13 protein-coding genes, 1 tRNA gene and 2 pseudogenes are annotated in these 18,138 nt (G+C 52.0%); 12 read left to right on the top strand and 4 right to left on the bottom strand.

The annotated features are described in order from the left end of the window. Nucleotides 1-8: 8 nt before the first annotated feature. The 5 genes and pseudogenes from EH228_RS09640 to EH228_RS20835 all read left to right on the top strand — a co-directional run. On the top strand, nt 9-2,333 hold the full coding sequence (locus EH228_RS09640; RefSeq protein WP_193323313.1) for a type VI secretion system Vgr family protein: 2,325 nt from the start codon (nt 9-11) through the stop codon (nt 2,331-2,333). A gap of 2 nt (nt 2,334-2,335) precedes the next feature. Continuing rightward, nucleotides 2,336-3,157 (top strand): DUF4123 domain-containing protein, encoded by an 822-nt coding sequence (locus tag EH228_RS09635; protein WP_152321466.1) that lies wholly within the window; start codon nt 2,336-2,338, stop codon nt 3,155-3,157. An 84-nt stretch (nt 3,158-3,241) separates the two neighbouring features. Then, nucleotides 3,242-3,787, top strand: coding sequence for a DUF3304 domain-containing protein (locus tag EH228_RS09630; RefSeq protein WP_152321465.1), 546 nt, complete (start codon nt 3,242-3,244; stop codon nt 3,785-3,787). Nucleotides 3,788-3,789: 2 nt separating this feature from the next. After that, nucleotides 3,790-5,589 (top strand): DUF2235 domain-containing protein, encoded by a 1,800-nt coding sequence (locus EH228_RS09625; protein ID WP_152321464.1) that lies wholly within the window; start codon nt 3,790-3,792, stop codon nt 5,587-5,589. Nucleotides 5,590-5,641: 52 nt separating this feature from the next. Then, nucleotides 5,642-5,823 (top strand): annotated as a pseudogene (locus EH228_RS20835) (type VI secretion system Vgr family protein); the annotation flags it as partial. Nucleotides 5,824-5,840: 17 nt separating this feature from the next. Here EH228_RS20835 and EH228_RS09615 read toward each other — a convergent pair. Further along, nucleotides 5,841-6,304 (bottom strand): annotated as a pseudogene (locus EH228_RS09615) (transposase domain-containing protein); the annotation flags it as partial. Nucleotides 6,305-6,692: 388 nt separating this feature from the next. On the opposite strand from EH228_RS09615, the gene EH228_RS09610 reads away from it, so the two are divergent. Genes EH228_RS09610 through EH228_RS09595 form a run of 4 tightly spaced genes read left to right on the top strand, consistent with a single transcriptional unit; the run spans nt 6,693 to nt 13,818 of the window. Continuing rightward, nucleotides 6,693-8,249 carry a type I restriction-modification system subunit M gene (locus EH228_RS09610; protein WP_152321463.1) on the top strand — a complete coding sequence of 519 codons (1,557 nt, stop codon included), beginning with the start codon at nt 6,693-6,695 and terminating at the stop codon, nt 8,247-8,249. Then, nucleotides 8,246-9,505 (top strand): restriction endonuclease subunit S, encoded by a 1,260-nt coding sequence (locus tag EH228_RS09605; protein WP_152321462.1) that lies wholly within the window; start codon nt 8,246-8,248, stop codon nt 9,503-9,505. Before EH228_RS09610 ends, EH228_RS09605 begins: the two co-directional genes overlap by 4 nt. Nucleotide 9,506: 1 nt before the next feature. Further along, the gene (locus tag EH228_RS09600; RefSeq protein WP_152321461.1) at nt 9,507-10,706 is read left to right on the top strand and encodes an AAA family ATPase; all 1,200 of its coding nucleotides are present in this window, start codon (nt 9,507-9,509) and stop codon (nt 10,704-10,706) included. Further along, on the top strand, nt 10,699-13,818 hold the full coding sequence (locus tag EH228_RS09595; RefSeq protein WP_152321460.1) for an HsdR family type I site-specific deoxyribonuclease: 3,120 nt from the start codon (nt 10,699-10,701) through the stop codon (nt 13,816-13,818). The genes EH228_RS09600 and EH228_RS09595 overlap by 8 nt, the downstream gene beginning before the upstream one ends. 368 nt (nt 13,819-14,186) lie before the next feature. Here the strand turns inward: EH228_RS09595 and EH228_RS09590 are convergent. Then, nucleotides 14,187-14,263, bottom strand: a tRNA-Ile gene (locus EH228_RS09590). Between the two features lie 228 nt (nt 14,264-14,491). Beyond that, nucleotides 14,492-15,061, bottom strand: coding sequence for a histidine phosphatase family protein (locus tag EH228_RS09585; protein WP_152321459.1), 570 nt, complete (start codon nt 15,059-15,061; stop codon nt 14,492-14,494). 282 nt (nt 15,062-15,343) lie between these two features. Between EH228_RS09585 and EH228_RS20655 the strand changes: the two genes are divergently transcribed. Then, entirely contained in the window at nt 15,344-15,466 is a 123-nt protein-coding gene (locus EH228_RS20655) for a hypothetical protein (protein WP_275065358.1), read from the top strand. Between the two features lie 142 nt (nt 15,467-15,608). Next, on the top strand, nt 15,609-16,829 hold the full coding sequence (locus tag EH228_RS09580) for an MFS transporter (protein ID WP_152321458.1): 1,221 nt from the start codon (nt 15,609-15,611) through the stop codon (nt 16,827-16,829). Between the two features lie 161 nt (nt 16,830-16,990). Here the strand turns inward: EH228_RS09580 and EH228_RS09575 are convergent, their stop codons facing one another. Next, nucleotides 16,991-17,458 (bottom strand): YbaK/EbsC family protein, encoded by a 468-nt coding sequence (locus EH228_RS09575; protein ID WP_152321457.1) that lies wholly within the window; start codon nt 17,456-17,458, stop codon nt 16,991-16,993. A 313-nt stretch (nt 17,459-17,771) separates the two neighbouring features. Here EH228_RS09575 and EH228_RS09570 point away from each other — a divergent pair, with 313 nt between their 5' ends. Further along, nucleotides 17,772-18,005: a DUF1435 domain-containing protein gene (locus EH228_RS09570; RefSeq protein WP_152321456.1), complete on the top strand. Its 234-nt coding sequence runs from the start codon at nt 17,772-17,774 to the stop codon at nt 18,003-18,005. Nucleotides 18,006-18,138 lie beyond the last annotated feature (133 nt).

The raw sequence follows: 18,138 nt of genomic DNA, 5'->3' as shown, positions 1-18,138 counted from the left end.
TAATGGCAATGGACAACTGGCTGGCGTTGTTTGACGGGCAGACGCGCTACACGCTTGAGATTAACGACAGCCGTGTCACACCGGACGTGCTGAACTTTCAGGGTCGCGAGGCGCTGAATGCGCCGTCACAGTGGCGGATTGAGTTCACCACGGCACAAAACGATGTGGTCGCCGAAGAGGTACTGATGAAGTATGCGACGTTCAGCATGCTCAGTGGCCGGGTGGTGCAGGGGATACTCACCGCATTCGAATGGCTGGGTACCACCGCCGACCAGTCGCACTACAGCGTGACGCTCTCGTCGCGTCTGGCGCTACTGGGGCAGACCCGCCGCTGCGCGGTGTACCAGAACCTGTCGGTGCCCGAACTGGTGGAGCAGGTACTGCGTGAGCACGGTCTGGAAGGGGCGGATTTTGAGTTCCGTCTGGAGCAGACTTATCCGCAGCGCGAGCTCATCACCCAGTGGCGGGAAACGGACCTGCAGTTTATCCGGCGTATTCTTTCAGAGGTGGGTATCTGGTTCCGCACCGGGGTCAGTGAAATGACCGGTCTGGATACCCTGACCTTTGCCGACAGTCAGCAGTTTTATCAGTTTGATGTCCATGTGCCGTATCAGGAGCCGTCGGCGCTGTATGACGGCGCGGCGGAGTCCACGTGGGGGCTGCGCAGCTGGCACAATACGGTAACCGGTCTGGTCCGCACGAGGGACTATAACTACCGCACGGCGACCACGCCGATGGATGCCGCACTCACCGTCCGAAACAGCGCCACAACGACCGGGGAACACTATCGCTACGGGGGGCCGTTCCTGGAAGCTGGTGACGACCTGGAGCCGGAAACCGAAAGCGGGGCGTTTTACGCCCGCATTCATCATGAGCGTGAGCTGAATAAATCTGTCCGGCTGCACCTGTTCAGCAACGCCGCGCACCTGACGCCGGGGATGGTGCTGGAGACGGACGGCAGCACGCTTAACGACCTGCGGGACGGGATGCTGATTACGCTGACCACCTTCAGTGCCGCCCGTGACAGTCGCCTGCATGTGTCGGTGTGGGGGATGCCGTACAGCGAACAGTTCTGCTTCCGTCCGGAGGAAGAGCCGCGTCCGACGATAAACGGCACGCTGCCGGCGCGTATTGAGAGCCGGGAGAAGCACGACATTTACGCCCACCTGGATAATCAGGGGCGCTACCGGGTGAAACTGGATTTCAGCCGGGAAGACGCGGAGCCGGGCTTCAGTTACCTGTGGATACGCCAGGCAAAGCCGTACGCCGGTGAGACGTACGGCTGGCATACCCCGCTGACGGACGGCACCGAAGTGGGTATTGCGTATGACGGTGGTGATATCGACCGGCCGTATATTGCCCATGCGTTCCACGACTCCGAACATCAGGATGTGGTCACCCGCGACAACCGCAGCCAGAATATCCTGCGTACAGCTGCGCACAATGAACTGCGGATGGAAGACCAGCGCGGGCAGGAGCATATTGCGCTCAGTACCCCCTTTGGCGCCACAGCCCTGAACCAGGGGCATATCGTGGACGGGCAGAACAGACAGCGCGGCAGTGGTTTTGAACTGCGAACCGATGAGTATGGTGTCATCCGTGTGGCAAAAGGGCTGTTTGTCACGGCTGACGGCCAGACCAGAGCCGCAGGTGACGTGCTGGAGATGGACACGGCGCTGAAGGAAATCGAGGTCTGCCACAGTCAGCTCCGGCAGCTAGCCGCCGCGGCAGAACAGGCACAGGCGCTGGAAGCGGATATTGCCAGCCAGCAGGCGATGTTCAGCCAGCGTCTGCAGCCGCTGAATGAGATGATCCACTTCCATGGTCCGGAAGGTGTGGCGTTCAGCAGTGGTGAACATATGCAGCTGGCTGCCGCTGGTAACATCGCGATGAATGCGTCGGGGGATTTCAGCAGCGGGTCGCTGGGCAACACCGCCATTCTTGCCGGTGAACAGGCTGGCCTGTTTGCGCGCAGCGGCACGCTGAGTCTGAACGCCAGCGAAGGCCCGGTACAGATACAGGCGCAGAACGGCGGGATGCACATCAGTGCGGAGCAGAAGCTGAGCCTGATATCGGCCAGCGATATGCTGTTTGCGGGCAAAAAGAAGGTGACGCTGATGGGTGGCGGCAGCTACCTGATAATCGAAGGCGGAAAGATAGAGTACGGAACGGACACGACCTATACGCGCAAGATTAAGCGGACTCATCATACAGGGCCTGCATCACAGCCGATGAACTTCCCGGAAATTAACCCGGTGATACAGGACAAAATCTGTATTCCGTGCCTGTTAAAAGCGATACAGGCGAACGATGCCATTGTGCAGGGAGCATAACGATGGATACCAGTGCACTGCTGGCGGCATTGCCGACGGGCTCTGATGAGAATATCTGCCTGTTGTTTGAAGCAGGCGCGCAGCCGGAAAAGGATTTCCTGACGTTTAAAGCGAAACATGAAAACAGGCTGCATTCGCTGTATATCCACCCGCAGCTAACTGAATTTCAGACTTACGGCCCCTGGCTGCTGGAGATTGATAATACTGAGCAGCTACGGGGCTGCCTGGGTACGTTGTCCGGTTGTGTTGCCGTTATTGCCTCGACCCGCTACCCGCCATCACTGGCGGTGCAGCTGTCCAGGGGATGCACCATAGTCCCGCCAGACAGCCCCACGGCACTGGTACGTTTCTACGCAAATCATGTCACTGAAGTACTGGCGAAATGTGCCAGTGAGGACTGGCATGCATTTTTGTTTAACGGCATAACGCAGTGGTGGTTAGCTGGAGAAACGCAATGGCAGTCGCTCAGTATTACGCCATCCGAAGTTGAACACCCTACAGACCACATCGTCCGGCTGGATAAAACCACCTGGCAGCGGATTGCGGATAAGCCAGAAGTGACCAGCGTGCTGAATGAATGGCAGAAGATACCGGCCAGTCAGCAGTTTCCAGCTTGTGCGCAGCGATTGATGGTTGTGAAGGCGCTGAATAAAGCTGAGAGCGTGGGATTAGAAAAGTCCGAAGATCGAATGCTGTATGCTCTTTTTTACCTGAATGGGGGGAGAAAGACGCTGGAATCGGACGCACTAAAGGCAGTATTACCCAATGTGGTGAGTGGAACGAGGTCGCTGATGGATGTGCTGGCTCGTTATGTGGGTTCCTGATTGTCGAATTTGGGAAGGGGTAAAGAGGGACACGACTGGATGATCCTGAAGACACATTAACGAATAACGTGACAGGGACTGATAATGGTTTTTTTTAAAAGGTTTGAGCAGGTGGATGCGGTGGTAAACCGGTTTTATCTCCGGCGCAAAGTGTGGATCTGGGGTGTGTTATCGCTGCCGGTAGTGTTCCTGTTGGGCTGGGTCGTGTGGGTGATGTTCTGGGCACCGCCGGCGGGCGGAGTGACGCTGATTATTCACAGTAAAATTGATCGACCCATTCTGGGATTCAGTGTGAACGGCGTGGCGGGTGGGAATGCCGGGGCTTTTGATCCCAGTAATAAGTATGCGGGTGAAAATGGAAAAACAACCTGCTGCGGCAGTATCAAGGGAAAAACCGCCGAGGTTATCTGGACGCTCAGTGTCACCGGACCTCAGTATGATGCAGGAATGCGCCCGGAGCAGCGGCGGGTGGTGATTCCTATGCCAGCTCGTAAGCGGGGCGAAAACGACCTGCACGTTCACTTTTTACCGGGAGACCGGGTGCTGCTGGGGTGGAGTGATAACGCTTTTTCGCCCTATGATCCCCGTAGTCCGAACTATACACCACCAGTGAACACAGAGGATAAGTGACCATGGAAATGGATTTGGATGCGATTATTGCGGCGGCGAACCGGGCGCAGCAGGCCTGCGACTACCGGCTGGGGAACTGCTCGCGGGTGCTGCATATCGGTTTTTTCTTTGACGGGGTGGGGCGCAATATCGGGCAGGACGCGCCAGCTAACCGTCTGAGCAATATTGCGCGATTGTACCGGGCATATCCAGCCCCGGAGAAAGACAGCGATACAGAATCATACCAAGCGCACTACATTTCCGGGCTGGGCACGCCTTTTGACGAGGCGACGGCGGAGCGGCTTCAGGGAATGATGGATAAGTCCCTGGGCTCGCTGCTGGATGATATTAAGGACAAGCCCGTCGATATGGCCAAAGAGGCCTTTCAGTCGTCGATGGGCGGCGCCAGTGGCAAAGACGTACTGACAGAGATGAAAGACCAGCTTCTGACCCCGAAGGGGCGGCTGGGACTGCTGAAGGACTCGGCGGTGAACGCCCTGAAACGGGTGAGCATCGAGGCGACGCCGTGGCTGCGCGACTCTGAATTTATGGCCTACAACTTTGTGACCGGCGCAGATACGCGCCTTAACAGCGTGAAAGCGCGCTTTGAGCGGTCATTTGAGGATGCGGTAAAAGGCGGGGAGGTTCCCGTGCGGCTGATTTCGGTGTCGGTATTCGGTTTTGACATGGGCGGCACGCTGGGCCGGCAGTTTATCGATATTCTTCTGGATGAGATATGCGACAGGAAGACGGACGGTGATCCCACCTATCGCGGCGTTCCGGTTGATATCGTGTTTACCGGTCTGTTTGACTGCTCACGGGACACGCCGGAGAGCAGCGACGACGGTCTGGACTACGCGGCTTCGGCGGTCAGCTGGCTGCCCGGCCCGGTCGCTAAAGCGGCGGGAACGGTAGGTTCACTGTTCGGGCGTAAATACCTTGAACATATGTCACCGCTGCCGGAGGCGGTCAAAAAATCGCTGCACCTGGTGGCGGCCCATGAGCGGCGGCGCTGGCGCTGCGTGTACCGTACCGGGCGGGAAGGTGTTGAGCATCAGGAGGTGCTGATGCCGGGGTGCAGCGAGGATATCGGTGGTGGGCTGAAAGCGAACGTGCAGAAACCGAGCGCGGAGCTGTGCCGGGTGTCGCTGAGGAGGATGTATGTGGAGGCCATGAAGGCGGGGGTTCCCTTTCCTGATTTCAGCTCGCTGTATAATACCGACCGGCTGGTATGGTCTTATTTCGACATGAGTGATGGAGTGGAAAATCAGTCTGCCGGGCAGTGGGTTAAATCGTACCAGAGCGCGGTCAATGCCACGGAACTGAGTTACCGGGCGATGAACCGGCATCTTGACGGTTATTTTGAGTGGCTGGGGCGGCAGTTTTACGAATACAAGAGCGAACTGCGGCGGCTGGAAAGTATCCAGGACGGGATACTGACATCACCGTCGTCGATGGCGGGGCTGGTGGGGATGACGCCTCAGGCCCGCCAGGCGAAGGGTGAGGTGACGGATGATATGGTGGCGCTGAAGAAACACTGGGGCTGGCTGTCGGATGTGGCCAAAGCGGCGAATCTTCTGCTGACCCGGGAATATCATTATCCCCCACAGTTTTATCTGGACAATATTCTCGAGCCTGCACGTGTTCGCGCGCAGTATTTTTTGGAGTGCGGTGCAGCAGGACATAACGGGACATCTCCACCGATCCGATGGTGCGTTGACTCGTCGGTGCTTTATGCGTGGTTTGTACATGATGTGCAGCGTGCAGAGGGTATCAATGATGGATATTTTTCGGTGCGGTGGATGGAGCCCAGAAGTTCATAAAATCGACAATTGTTTTTTCAGTATCATATCCTGTAAGCCCGGTTATCCTGCGCACAACGAACTGCGGATGGAAGACCAGCGCGGTCAGGAGCATATTGCGCTCTGTACCCCTCTGGCGCCACGGCCCTGAACCAGGGGCATATCGTGGACGGGCAGAACAGACAGCGCGGTACCGGCTTTGAACTGCGAACCGATGAGTATGGCGTCATCCGTGTGGCAAAAGGGCTGTTTTTACTGCTCTGGATTCAGCATTAGTGTACCTGCCGGTTGCTCGTCTTTCCGTAAGCGTCAGACCGTATTGATGCTGAGACAGAAGTGAGATCGGCTTTCCACGGCAGCAGATCACGGACCCGGTTCACCGTCCAGTCCTGGATATGACCAGGGACATAGCGTAACCACGCCTCCGGTTCCATGCCGTTAAGTCGGCAGGTCGCGATTAACGAGTACTGAACAGCAGCGCTTTCTTCGCCTGCATCTGAACCGGTGAACAGCCAGATTTTTCGGTCCCGGGCAACGCCTGCAGAGCGTTATCCACGATGTTATTGTAGATTTCCTCCCAGCCGTTACTACAGTGCAGCTTTAGCACATTCCACTGTTTCAGAAGATAGGCGAATGCCTTCGCCATATCCGAGTGGTGGGACAGCACCTTCATCTGTGCCTGTATCCAGCCGTACCGCCAGCCGTTCGTCTGCCGTGCTGCCGCGTAACGTAACGCTGACAGAAATCAGCGCGAGAGCGCCGGGCAGCGTCATCAGGACAGGCGGTGATAACAACGGGTTGCTTTATTATTGCGGTGTCATTAACCGATCAGTCAGTAAAAACGCCTGACCTCACGAACAAGCCGGTAAACCGGTAATGAATCAGTGGAGAAAAGATGTCCCTTTTGTTCTCCAGTCACCTGTCGCACAATGTCGGGGAGTAGCCTGATGTTAACTGCTATCGGCTACTGCATAGTGATGTGACTGACCGGGCATCTCTGATCCTCCGGCACGGCGGATGAAACAAAGGTATCATCTGATTTTGCACAGAAACAGTTCATGAACGTAAATTGCGATAAAATTGCATCAATAACAAAAGTTAAGAACCCAGTAACAGGATAAAAAATGACAGGCCTTCAACAGCGCGCAGAATTACACCGTCAAATCTGGGCCATTGCCAACGATGTCCGCGGATCAGTCGATGGCTGGGATTTCAAACAATACGTCCTTGGCGCACTCTTCTATCGTTTTATCAGCGAAAATTTTTCCAGCTATATCGAAGCCGGTGATGACAGTATCCACTACGCAGAACTCGATGACAGCATCATTACCGATGACATCAAAGACGATGCCATCAAAACCAAAGGCTATTTTATTTACCCGAGCCAGCTGTTCTGTAATGTGGCCGCAAAAGCGAACACTAATGACAGGCTGAACGCTGATTTAAACAGCATCTTTGTAGCGATTGAAAGTTCAGCGTATGGCTATCCGTCAGAGGACGATATCAAAGGCCTGTTTGCTGACTTTGACACTACCAGTAACCGTCTGGGTAACACCGTTAAAGATAAAAACAGCCGCCTTGCCGCCGTTCTGAAAGGGGTTGAAGGTTTAAAGCTGGGTGACTTTGATGCGCACCAAATTGATCTATTCGGCGATGCCTACGAGTTCCTGATTTCCAACTATGCGGCGAATGCTGGCAAGTCAGGCGGTGAGTTTTTCACGCCACAGCATGTTTCAAAGCTGATTGCGCAATTGGCGATGCACGGACAAACCCAGGTCAATAAAATCTATGACCCGGCCGCAGGATCTGGCTCACTGCTGCTCCAGGCGAAGAAGCATTTTGATAATCATATTATTGAAGAAGGTTTTTTCGGCCAGGAGATTAACCATACGACCTTTAACCTGGCGCGTATGAATATGTTTCTGCACAACATCAACTACGACAAATTTAACATCAAGCTAGGGAATACCCTGACTGAACCACATTTCGGCGATGAGAAACCGTTTGATGCCATCGTCTCTAACCCACCGTACTCGGTAAAATGGATTGGCAGTGACGACCCGACGCTGATTAACGATGAGCGCTTTGCCCCCGCAGGAGTGCTGGCGCCGAAATCAAAAGCCGACTTCGCTTTTGTCCTGCATTCATTGAACTACCTGTCAGCCAGAGGCCGCGCGGCGATTGTCTGCTTCCCTGGCATATTCTACCGCGGCGGCGCGGAACAAAAAATCCGTCAGTATCTGGTCGATAATAACTATGTTGAAACCGTCATTTCACTGGCGCCTAACCTGTTCTTTGGCACCAGCATTGCCGTTAATATTCTGGTGCTATCAAAGCACAAAACAGATATCACGGTGCAGTTTATTGATGCCAGCAGGCTGTTTAAAAAAGAAACCAATAACAACATCCTTACCGATGCGCATATTGAACAGATTATGCAGGTGTTCGACAGCAAAGCAGACATTGACCATCTGGCGAAATCGGTGCCGCTTGAGGCCGTTGCCGCCAATGACTACAACCTGTCAGTCAGCAGCTATGTCGAAGCGGAAGATACCCGTGAACTCATTGATATCACGGTGCTGAATGCCGAGCTGAAAACCACGGTTAGCAAAATTGACCAGTTACGTAAAGATATCGATGCGATTGTGGCTGAAATCGAAGGCGGCGAGGCGCAGGTATGAGTGAGTTGAGTTATCTGGAAAAGTTGCTGGATGGGGTTGCGGTTGAGTGGTTACCATTGGGTAAGTTAGGCGAACTAGTGCGCGGAAGTGGATTACCAAAGTCTGTTTTTACGGAATCAGGAATTCCAGCTATTCATTATGGCCAGATTTATACTTTTTACGGACTATCAACTGAAACGACCAAGTCGTTTGTCTCGCTGCAGACGGCGGAAAAGCTTAAAAAGGTAAACACTGGAGATGTTGTTATTACTAACACTAGCGAAAATTTTGCAGATGTTGGTAAGGCATTAGTTTATCTGGGTGCGGAACAAGCCGTTACAGGTGGACACGCTACAATTTTTAAACCAAATATAGGCGTTATTGGGAAATATTTTGCTTATTTCACACAAACGGACTCTTTTGCAATTGAGAAAAGGAAATATTCAAAAGGAACAAAAGTAATTGATGTATCAGCAACTGATATGGCAAAAATTACTGTTCCCATCCCTTGCCCGGATAACCCGGAAAAATCCCTCGCCATCCAATCTGAAATCGTGCGGATTCTGGATACATTTACCGCCCTTACCGCTGAACTTACCGCTGAACTTACCATGCGAAAAAAACAATACAACTACTATCGCGACCAGTTGCTGAGTTTTACTGAGAGTGAAGTTGAGTGGAAGACGTTGCTTGAGGCTTGTGATTATGTTGATTATCGAGGTAAAACACCCAAAAAAACCCAACAGGGGATATTTTTGGTGACGGCAAAAAATATTCGGATGGGTTATATCGATTATGAAACTTCGCAAGAATTTATATCAGAAGCGGACTATGCAGATGTGATGAGACGAGGTTTGCCAAATAAAGGTGATGTCCTGATAACCACTGAGGCTCCTTGTGGCTTCGTCGCTCAGGTTGATCGAGAAAATATTGCTTTAGCTCAGAGAGTCATTAAATATAGAAGCAAAAACATAAAGTTATCAAACTCGTTTTTAAAACATTATTTATTGGGCTGTCAGTTTCAAGATGATTTGATGAGGGCAGCTACAGGCTCAACAGTCAAAGGGATAAAAGGTAGCAAGTTACATCAATTAAAGATTCCTATCCCAAGTGAAGTAGAACAAGCCCGTATCGTCGCCATCCTCGACAAATTCGACACCCTGACCAACTCCATCGCCGAAGGCCTTCCTCGCGAAATCGAATTGCGCCAAAAGCAGTACGAATACTATCGTGATTTGCTGTTCAGCTTTCCTAAGCCCGAAGAGGTAGAGGCATGATATGAGCAAGGCACTCACGGAAATAGCCCAACTGCTGATCACGCCTAGGAAAATCAGGAAAACGGCCCCTGAAAAAACCAGGGACACTGATGAGACCAGCGCTGTTCCAAAGGTGCAGTTGATTTACGCTTTCAATGGTTCGGGTAAGACGTGCCTTTCACGCGAGTTTAAACAGCTGATTGCCCCCAAAGCCAATGGCCGGGAAGCTGATGAGCAAGCCGAACATCCTGAGTTGTCACGCAAAAAAATCCTCTATTACAACGCCTTCACTGAAGACTTGTTTTATTGGGATAACGATCTGAAAGAGGATGCCGAGCCGAAGCTGAAGGTCCAGCCCAACGCCTATACCAACTGGTTGATGACACTGCTCAAAGATTTGGGACAGGATGGCAATATCGTCCATTATTTCCAGCGCTATGCGAACGACAAGTTAACGCCACACTTCAGCACCGATTTTACTGAAGTCACCTTTTCCATGGAGCGCGGCAACGATGAGCGTTCCGGCCATATCAAGCTATCCAAAGGTGAAGAGAGCAACTTTATCTGGAGTGTTTTTTACACCCTGCTGGATCAGGTGGTCACCATTCTCAATGTCGCCGAGCGGGGCGAGCGGGAGACCAGCGCATTCGACCGGCTGGAGTATGTGTTTATTGATGATCCCGTCAGTTCTCTTGATGAAAACCATTTGATTGAACTGGCGGTTAATCTGGCGAGCCTGATCAAATCCAGTCAATCCGCTCTAAAGTTCATCCTCACGACGCACAACACGCTATTTTATAACGTACTTTTCAATGAACTGAACGGCAAAGCCTGCTACATGCTGGAGCGCTTTGACGATGGTACCTTTGCTCTCACAGAAAAACAGGGCGACTCCAATAAGAGCTTTTCCTACCATCTGCATCTGAAGCACACCATCGAACAGGCAATTACTGACAACAAAGTTGAAAGGTTTCACTTCACTTTGCTGCGCAATCTTTACGAGAAAACGGCCAGCTTTCTCGGCTATCCTAAATGGTCGGAACTCTTGCCTGACGATAAGCAGCTTTATCTCAGCAGAATTATCAATTTCACCAGCCACAGCACGCTATCGCACGAAGCCGTTGCAGAGCCAACGCCGGCAGAGAAAGCGACGGTTAAACTGTTGCTTGAACACTTAAAGAGCAACTATGGCTTCTGGCAGCAGGAACAACAACATGGTTGATTACACCAGGCCCATTACTGAATCCAATAACTTTATTATTCTGGATAAATACAGCCAGGACTGGAAGATTGCCGAGAGCTACCAGAGCGAAGGCGATCTGGAGCGCGAGCTGATTCAGGACCTGGTTAACCAGGGCTATGAATACCTGCCAGCGTTGAACAACCCCGGGGCCATGCTGGCGAATGTGCGGGTGCAACTGCAAACCCTCAATAACGTGGAATTTTTGGATGGTGAATGGCGTCGCTTTGTGGAAACCTGGATGGACAAGCCCAGCGATGGCGTTGTCGAAAAGAGCCGCAAGATCCACGTCGACTATGTTCATGATTTCGTCTTCGACGATGGTCGCATTCAGAACATCTGTCTACTGGACAAGAAGCATATCGCCCGCAACAAAGTGCAGGTGATCAAGCAGTTCGAGCAAACCGGCTCGCACGCCAACCGCTATGACGTCACGATCCTGGTCAATGGCTTACCCTTAGTACAAATTGAACTGAAAAAGCGCGGCGTGGCGATACGTGAAGCGTTTAACCAGATACACCGTTACAGCAAGGAAAGTTTTAACAGTGACAATTCCCTGTTCAGGTATCTGCAGCTGTTTGTGATATCGAATGGAACTGACACCCGTTACTTCGCTAACACCACTAAGCGGGATAAAAACAGCTTCGACTTCACCATGAACTGGGCGAAATCGGATAATACGCTGATTAAAGACCTCAAGGATTTTACCGCCACCTTTTTTCAGCAGCATACCCTGCTGAATATCCTGTTGAACTACAGCGTGTTTGACAGCAGCCAGACGCTGCTGGTCATGCGTCCTTATCAGATTGCCGCCACCGAGCGTATTTTATGGAAAATTAACAGTTCGTTTAAAAGCAAAAACTGGTCAAAACCGGAAAGCGGCGGCTTTATCTGGCATACCACCGGTTCAGGAAAAACCCTGACCAGTTTTAAGGCCGCGCAGCTGGCGACCGAACTCGATTTCATCGACAAAGTGTTCTTTGTGGTTGACCGTAAAGACCTCGATTATCAAACCATGAAAGAGTACCAGCGTTTCTCACCCGACAGCGTCAATGGCTCTGACAATACCGCAGGCCTGAAACGCAATCTGGAGAAAGACGATAACAAAATCATCGTTACGACCATTCAGAAACTCAATAACCTGATGAAAGGGGAAACTGACCTGCCGGTGTACCATCAGCAGGTGGTCTTTATCTTTGATGAGTGCCATCGCAGCCAGTTCGGCGAAGCCCAGAAAAACCTGAAGAAGAAATTTACCCGTTTTTATCAGTTTGGCTTTACCGGTACACCGATTTTCCCGCAGAACGCCCTGGGCGCCGAGACCACGGCCAGCGTGTTTGGTCGCGAGCTGCACTCTTATGTGATTACCGATGCGATACGTGATGAAAAGGTACTGAAGTTTAAGGTGGACTATAATGATGTCCGGCCGCAGTTTAAGGCGTTCGAAACGGAAACTGATGAGAAAAAACTCAGCGCCGCAGAAAACAAACAGGCCTTTCTTCACCCCCGCCGCATTGAGGAAATCACCCAATATATCCTGAACCATTATCGTCAGAAGACACACCGTACCTTTCCCGGCGCGAAAGGTTTTAACGCCATGCTGGCTGTCAGCAGTGTCGAGGCCGCCAAAGCCTATTATGAAACTTTCAGGGCGTTACAGCAGCGCGCAGCAGAGAAAGGCACGCCTTATAAGCCGCTGCGTGTGGCGACTATCTTCTCCTTTGCCGCGAATGAGGAGCAGGGGGCTGTAGGCGATATCATGGATGAAAGCTTTGATACCAGCGCCATGAACCGCAGCGCCAAAGAGTTTCTGGATGCGGCCATCGATGATTACAACCGCCATTTCAAAACCAACTACAGTACCGACAGTAACGGCTTTCAGAACTACTATCGTGACCTGGCGCAGCGTGTCAAAAATCAGGATATCGACCTGCTGATCGTCGTCGGCATGTTTTTAACCGGTTTTGATGCGCCCACACTGAACACTCTGTTTGTCGATAAAAACCTGCGTTACCACGGCCTGATGCAGGCATTTTCCCGCACCAACCGGATTTACGATGCCACCAAGACGTTTGGTAATATCGTCACTTTCCGTAATCTGGAGCAGGCCACCATTGATGCCATTACCCTGTTTGGCGATAAGAACACTAAAAACGTCGTGCTGGAAAAAAGCTACCAGGAATACATGGAAGGCTTTACCGATATCGTTACCGGTGAGGCCAAGCGCGGCTTTATGGACGTGGTGACGGCACTGGAGCAGCGTTTTCCGGACCCGACCGGCATTGACAGCGAGAAAGCGAAAAAAGACTTCGTTAAACTGTTTGGTGAATATCTGCGGGCGGAAAACATCCTGCAAAACTACGATGAATTCGCTACGTTGAAAGCCCTGCAAAACGTCGACACCCGTGACCCGGTCGCAGTAGAGGCTTTCAAGACAGAGCATTATCTGGATGATAAAAATCTCGCTGAGTTACAGACCATCCGCCTGCCCGCAGAGCGTAAGATCCAGGACTATCGTTCAACCTACAATGATATCCGTGACTGGCAGCGCCGGGAAAAGTCAGCCAGTGAGAAAGACGCATCGACCACCGACTGGGAAGACGTGGTGTTTGAAGTCGATTTGCTGAAGTCTCAGGAGATTAATCTGGACTATATCCTCGGACTGATTTTCGAACACAACAAGAAAAACAAAGGAAAAGACGCGCTGACGGAAGAAGTCAGACGCTTAATCCGCTCCAGCCTCGGCAACCGCGCCAAAGAAGGGCTGGTTGTCGACTTTATCCAGCAGACAAACCTCGACGACATGCCGGACAAAGCTGGCATCATCGATGCGTTCTTTACCTTTGCTCAGCGTGAACAACAACGTGAAGCGGACGCGCTGATAAAAGAGGAAAACCTGAATGAAGAGGCTGCCAGACGCTATCTTCGTACGTCGCTGAAGCGGGAGTATGCCACGGAAAATGGAACAGAACTGAATGAGGCGCTACCAAAACTCAGCCCGTTAAACCCGCAATACAAAACGAAAAAGCAGACTGTTTTCCAGAAAATCGGGGCGTTTATTGAGAAGTTTAAAGGGGTGGGCGGCCAGCTCTGACCATTCCTGGGTGGAGGTGTTTATCTCCAGAGATAAATTCCTCCACGACAGGGCATTTCAGTGCTGAAACCGCTTTCTCCGGATGACGGCGGTGTTGTTGATACCGGTAATACGTCGACGGGGCGATATCCAGCGCGTGGCATCAGGAAAAAAACAGACGACAGGAAAACCTGACGAATGCCCTGGCCTGGTCGGATGGAAAGCGCGTTCTTGAGTCAGATGATGAAAAAAAGACAAAAAAGAAAAAAAGTGGACTTTGACAAAAAAACCAGAGCAAAAAGCCATCAATGGAACCGCTCCTAAGTATCCCTGAGGTATCCCCGATAAAACAAAAGGGCCTGCATTTCCATGCAAGCCCTTGTTTTATTTGGTGGCCCCTACTGGACTTGAACCAGTGACCAAGCGATTATGAGTCGCGTGCTCTAACCAACTGAGCTAAGGGGCCTGAGGCGCGGGATTATAATGTAACTTGATAGTGCAATCCAGTGTTTTGCGCTCAATTGGTTGTTTTTCAGGCATCCCGTTTTTTTAGGGAACTGATTGATTAACAACCCATTCCAACGTTTAACATCTGATCCATCGTTGCTGTCGAAGTAATAAAGGGCCGCCTGGCTTTCGGGGCCAGAGGGGAAGAGGGCGGGCGTTGATCGACAGGGGGTGATATCCCTGTCGGTTAGTTGACCCGCGGCGGAATAAAGGGCGGATGATAAATGGCGGTGCTCCAGTGGCGGCTGCTGGCGTGTTTCTCCGCCAGCCATCCCTCTTTACGCAACTGACGGGCAATCATTTTATTCATGATCCCGTGACCGACTAATAACACGTTGCCGAGGGCTGAAAGCTCAATCAGGCGGGATGCCGCCTGCTTTGCCCGCTGTTCGGCCTGCTGGAGCGACTCTACCGACCCGGCATAGCCGCAGAACCAGAACATGTGCAGCAGCGAAAGCCAGACTGAAGGAGGAAGGTGAGGATAGCCCAGTCGCATCACGGGCAGGGATACTTCGCTGAACAGGGCATCCACGCTGGCCGCTTCCAGCCCTAATTTCGCCAGAGAAGAGCGGGCTCGGGGCAACGGGCTGGTGACGATATAATCAGCCGTGGCCGCAATACGCTGGCATTTTTCTGGCGGAGTGTCTTCAACCAGTGACAAATCATAGGCTTCACACCACTGCGCCATCGCCATCGCGGGTAAGCGACCACCAGGATGGTAGTCGGGTTTACCGTGTCGCATCAGAATTATCGTCATCACTTTCCCCAATATTTTCTTCAGAATAAATGCCGGTGAGGCTTAAGACAAACGAGGGTGGCTGTTTTGACGTTTTATTCGTCATTCTGCTGTAACAGAACGTTGTTTAGATAGGCCAGTCAACGTTTGAGTGAACATTCTTTGGATAGAGTGCAGCGTTACCTCCGTGTTAGCGTGAGAAGCACCATCATGTGCCGCTATTCCGCTGGCGTTCGAGTTATCTACACCGGTAGATGTAGGCGATAAGAATGGACATATTGCAATGTCTGGCTGGATAACGTTGTGGAGAGTATACGGGTTTTGCCCACGATGGTCTGGCTGCCGGTGTTTTTGGGGCGATATTTTTTTTCTGAAGCGACCACGGCGGTGGCGATGATGGTCAATATGCCAGGCGGCGTCGGCTAAAATGAAACGCTTGTTTACATCCTGAAGCAAAGACTGACAAATGTGGCGGGATAGCTTCCATATTACATGCTATAAACAATTGCTTAACATTTGCAGCCCCGCCGTCCGGGCTTTCGCCGGCAGTCAGACAGGATAATCCCTTATGTTCAACTGGACTTCGACCCAGCGCAATGTGGCTTTCGCCAGTTTTGCCAGCTGGACACTGGATGCGTTCGACTTTTTTATACTGGTCTTCGTATTGAGTGATTTAGCGGAAAACTTTCACGCCAAAATCTCCGACGTTTCACTCGCTATCATGCTGACCCTGGCCGTCCGTCCGATGGGTGCGTTGTTGTTTGGCCGCCTGGCTGAAAAATACGGTCGCCGCCCGATCCTGATGCTCAATATCGTGATGTTCTCGCTGTTTGAACTGCTTTCCGCATGGTCGCCGTCATTGGATGCATTCCTCATCTTTCGGGTCATTTACGGTGTGGCGATGGGCGGTATCTGGGGGGTGGCGTCGTCACTGGCAATGGAAACCATCCCTGACCGTTCGCGCGGCATGATGTCCGGTATCTTCCAGGCGGGCTATCCGGCTGGCTATCTGCTGGCCTCAATTATCTTCGGGTTGTTCTATAGCATGATTGGCTGGCGCGGCATGTTTCTGATTGGCGCACTGCCGATCCTGTTGCTGCCTTACATCTATTTCAACGTGCCGGAATCGCCGGTATGGCTGGCTGCAAGGGCCCGTAAAGAGAGCACGGCGCTGTTGCCGGTGCTACGCAGTCACTGGAAGTTATGTCTCTATATGGTGTTACTGATGGCCTGCTTTAACTTTTTCAGCCATGGCACTCAGGATCTCTACCCGACCTTTCTGAAAGTACAGCATGAATTTGACCCGCACACAGTCAGTATTATCGCCATTTGTTACAATATCGCGGCAATATTGGGCGGGATATTCTTCGGTTCGTTGTCAGAGAACATTGGTCGTAAGAAAGCGATGATCATTGCTGCCTTCCTCGCGTTGCCTGTCCTGCCTTTATGGGCTTTCTCCAGTGGTTCGCTGATGATCGGTGTGGGCGCGTTTCTGATGCAGTTTATGGTACAGGGTGCGTGGGGCGTGGTGCCGACTTATCTTACCGAACTGGTTCCGGCCAATACCCGTGCGGTGTTGCCTGGCTTTGTCTACCAGTTGGGCAACCTGATTGCTTCAGTTAACGCGACGCTACAGTCGCGTATTGCGGAAGCGCACGGTAATAACTATGGGCTGGCGATGGCGATTGTCGCCGGTACTGTGGCAGTGTTGATCTGCGTTTTTGTCGCCTTTGGCCGGGAAACTCAGGGAGTGGAAATTTCTGCGGAGGTCAGCAAGCAAATGCGCTGAGCCTGGGAAAAAGGCCGTTGCCGCGGACTTTTCAGACCATTGCAGATGCCGGACAGGGAACCGGCGGTGCAATAGAACATCTTGTGTCATCGACGCTAATTACTGACACTTTTGGCGCCATACAGACATCGCGGATGTTCACCGTGCAGGCACGATGCCAGTCAGCCGGGAAGCTGACAGACATCCACCCAGGTGGCTTCGGTCAGTTCCGCCATCCGCTGAGGGGCGATACGTACCGCGCTGTGGATTGAGCCAGCGGCGGGCAACACCTCATTATAATGTTGTAGCGAAACGTCGCAGAACACTTGCAAAGGGGTTTCCAGCCCAAACGGGCAGACGCCGCCAACAGGATGCCCCGTCCAGTTCAGGACCTCATCCGTGCTCAGCATGCGGGCTTTGCTACCGAGGGTTTCTTTCAGCTTGCGGTTATCGAGGCGGGCATCGCCACGGGTCACAATCAGCACCACCCGATCTTTCACTTTTAATGACAGCGTCTTGGCAATTTGCCCGGGTTCCACGTGATGAGCGCGGGCTGCCCGTTCGACGGTGGCCGTACTTTCAGACAGTTCAATAATGCCAATATCAGGGGCGTGCTCGGCAAAAAATTGCCTTACTGACTCCAGGCTCATACTTACCTCCCTATTAAAAAAATAAAACTGCCACAGAGTGAGCCGACTGTAAACGGCAATACAAGAAATCAGCGCGAATTAAATGTGCAGTTAGCACAACGCGTAACATCCGGCAGGCAGTAGTGCTGACCGCGGGTACGGCGGCGTGGACTGAGATAACGCGCAGATCGTCCTGGTGGTTGACATTTTTTGCCTAAAAATGATAACTATTATCATATGGTATTGGTAATCATTATCATGCGATGGCATCGTATAAAATATAACGACGTTGCTGGCGGTTTTCACCGGGTGTGAATTTTTGGGGATAAACAGGATGTTTGGAAAACGACTGGATAGCGCCTGGGGGGCGTTGCTGCCCTGTGCATTGATAGCGCTGATTTCAATGAGCGGGCTCTCTTTCGCCGCATGGCGTATGGTCATGGTCGGCGCACTGCTGGCAACCGTTGTGATGCTCTTTCACCAACGATTACGTCATTACCTACTGCTACCCTCTTGCCTGGCGCTAATGGGGGGCATGGTGGTTATCGCGATTAATTTTGTCCGGTAATCATGGACAATCAACCAAGGCTGGCGTCAGAAAAGTCAGAGGGAACAGACCCGGGATATCGGGAAGAGAAAATCAACCTGGTGCGAAGAGAGGGACTTGAACCCTCACGTCCGTTAAGACACTAACACCTGAA

It is taken from the genome of Erwinia endophytica (assembly GCF_009295515.1).
GTDB lineage: Bacteria > Pseudomonadota > Gammaproteobacteria > Enterobacterales > Enterobacteriaceae > Erwinia > Erwinia endophytica.
This window is presented reverse-complemented; position numbering and strand designations above follow the sequence as displayed.